Origin of the sequence: Polaromonas sp. (assembly GCF_031411155.1) — a bacterium.
Taxonomy (GTDB): domain Bacteria; phylum Pseudomonadota; class Gammaproteobacteria; order Burkholderiales; family Burkholderiaceae_C; genus Polaromonas.
Genome location: NZ_JANOAL010000276.1, coordinates 1 through 2,545, shown reverse-complemented (window position 1 = coordinate 2,545; position 2,545 = coordinate 1). Strand labels below are relative to the sequence as shown.

The 2,545-nt window shown below is 65.9% G+C and carries 2 protein-coding genes; both read right to left on the bottom strand.

All coding sequences use genetic code 11. The features are described 5' to 3' along the window. On the bottom strand, nt 1-109 hold a 109-nt coding region (locus RMO23_RS16595), incomplete at its 3' end, for an undecaprenyl diphosphate synthase family protein (protein ID WP_309683778.1). Nucleotides 110-174: 65 nt separating this feature from the next. Next, on the bottom strand, nt 175-2,415 hold the full coding sequence (locus RMO23_RS16590) for a polysaccharide biosynthesis tyrosine autokinase (RefSeq protein WP_309683776.1): 2,241 nt from the start codon (nt 2,413-2,415) through the stop codon (nt 175-177). Between the last annotated feature and the right edge of the window lie 130 nt (nt 2,416-2,545).

Sequence of the window (2,545 nt, the reverse complement as noted above, 5' to 3'; positions counted from 1 at the left end):
CGCGCTCGGAGCAGGCCTCAACCAGCCCGCGAATGCGCTTGGCCCCGCTGGCATGGCCAATGGCCTTGGGCAGGCCGCGCTGGCTGGCCCAGCGGCGGTTGCCGTCCATGATGACGGCGATGTGCTGCGGCACGGGGGTGGCGGACGCGACCTGGAGCATGGGTAAAAACGGCCTCAGTATTTGTAGTTCAGGTAACGGTAGCGGCCATATTTGTTGCCGACGCCATAACCGTAGCGGCGCTTGTCCATGTCCAGGCCGTTGAAGATCACGCCGCGGGTGTGCACGCCGCTTTGCTGCAAGCGCTTGGCCGACTCCTGCAGCTCGCCCAGGCTGGTCACGTCGGCCCGTGCCACCATGAACACCACGCCGGCCAGCGGGGCCAGGATGGCGGTGTCGGAGGCGGCCAGCACCGGCGGCGTGTCGATGATGATGAGGTCGTACTGGCCGGCCAGTTGCTGCAGCAGCGTCTGGGTTGCAGGCGTCATCAGCAGCTCGGCCGGGTTGGGCGGCATGGTGCCGGTGGACAGAAAGTCGACGTTCGGCGCGGCATTGCGGCGCAAGACGTCGGCCAGCGGCAAACTGCCACTGAGGACCTCGCTCAGGCCGCGTTCGCGTTTTTGGCCAAAGTACAGGTTCAGGTGGCCCTTGCGCAGGTCGGCATCGATGAGCAGCACTTTTTTGTCGGCCGCACCGAGCACCGCCGCAAAGTTGACGCTGGTGAACGATTTGCCGATGCCCGGCGTGGGGCCGGTGACCAGCACGATGTTGCTGGTCGCGTCGAGCATGGCGAACTGCAGGGCGGTGCGCAGGCTGCGCAGACTCTCGATGGACGCGTCCTGCGGCTCGGCCACCGCCAGCACATGGATGCCGGCGGCCCTGGCGCGCACGTTTTTGTCCTGGCGCACCTGGGCCTCGGAATGCGGAATGGTGGCAAACACGGGCAGGCCGACATGCTGCTCGATGTCGAGCGGGTCCCTGATGCCGGGGCGCAGGCTGTTGCGCAAAAAGGCCAGCGCCAGCCCGGCCACCAGGCCCAGCACAGCGGCCATCGCCATCACCAGCGAGCGCTTGGGCTTGACGGGCGCCTGAGGCACGGCGGCCACGTCGACCACCCGCACGTTGCCGACCTTGCCCTCCTTCACCAGCCGCAGCTGCTGGGAACTGTTGAGCAGGCTGACATAGAGCTCGTTGTTGACCTTGACGTCGCGCGTCAGGCGCAGCAGGTCTTGCTCGACATTGGGGAAAGACTTGGCCTTGCCGCTGAGTTCGGACAACTCGCCGTTGAGGGTTCTGATTTGCGCGTCGATGGTCTGAATGCTGGGGTGCTGGGCGGTAAAGCGGGCCTCCAGCTCCTTGCGCTTTTGCTGCAGCTCCAGCAGGCTAGCTTGCAGCGTGACGCCCTTGCTGAGCAAGGCGCCCGCCTCGGCACTGAGGTCAAAGGTGCCATGGCGGTTGCGGAACTGGTTGAACTTGTTCTCGGATTCTTCGAGCTGCTGGCGCAGCTGCGGCAAAAACGTGCCCAGGAAGCCCAGCGATTTTTCGGCCTCGGCGGCCTTGCGCTCGACGTTCTGGCGCACGTACAGCGAGCCCACTTCATTCAGCACGCGGGTGATTTTGCCGGGATCGCTGCCTTCCAGGCTGCCCTGGATCACGCCCGACTGCTTGCCGAGCTCGGCGATTCTCAGGCTGCGCTGCAGCTCTTCGGTGATTTTCAGTCGCGAGGAACGGATCAGGTAAAACTCGGCGCCCGGCTTGCCCACGGCCGCCGCGACCAGCAGCCGGCCCTGCTGCCCCTTGTCGGTGAACACCAGCGGCTGGCCTGCCGCCGCCTGACCCAGCACCACCCCCTCGGGCGAAAGCAGGCTGTAGCCCTGCTCGGTCAGCCGCACCACAAAGCGTTCGCCCTCCAGCGCGCCCGGCACCTCGAACTCGCCCACCTTGAGCGCTTCGGTGCCGCTGACATAGCCGCCAAAGCCCATGAAACCGGGATTGGAGGGCTCGCTGGCGCGGCGCGACAGCCAGCGCCCGATGACGGGCACGTAGCGCGGGCTGACGCTCAGGTCGAGCTGCAGGTTTTGCACGGCCTGGCCCACCACCAGGCGCGAGCGCAGGATCTCGATCTCGGCCGAGGCCGGGGAGCGGATTTCAAACAGGCTGGCCGCATCGCCCAGCAGGCTGCCGGCATTGCCGCCCTTGCTTTCCTCGACCTGGATCAGGATATCGGCTTCGTAAATGGGCGTGCTCATCAGCGCGTAAGCCACCCCGCCCACGATAAACAAAGCGGTCACCACCGCAATCAGCCAGCGGTGATCCAGCACCACGTCGAGCAGGTCAAGCAGGTGGACATCGTCGCCGTCGCCCGCAGCAGGCAGGGCCGAGGCAAAAGGCAGGGGATTGGCTTGTTGAGAATTCATTCGCTAACTATTTCTTGAGTCGGGTGCTTGAGACGGGGGCTTAGCCCAGTTGCCTGATGCGCGGCGCCCAGTCGGCGACACCGCGGGCGATGTCGGCATAGGCGGCTTCAAACGCCTCCCGGGGCTGCCG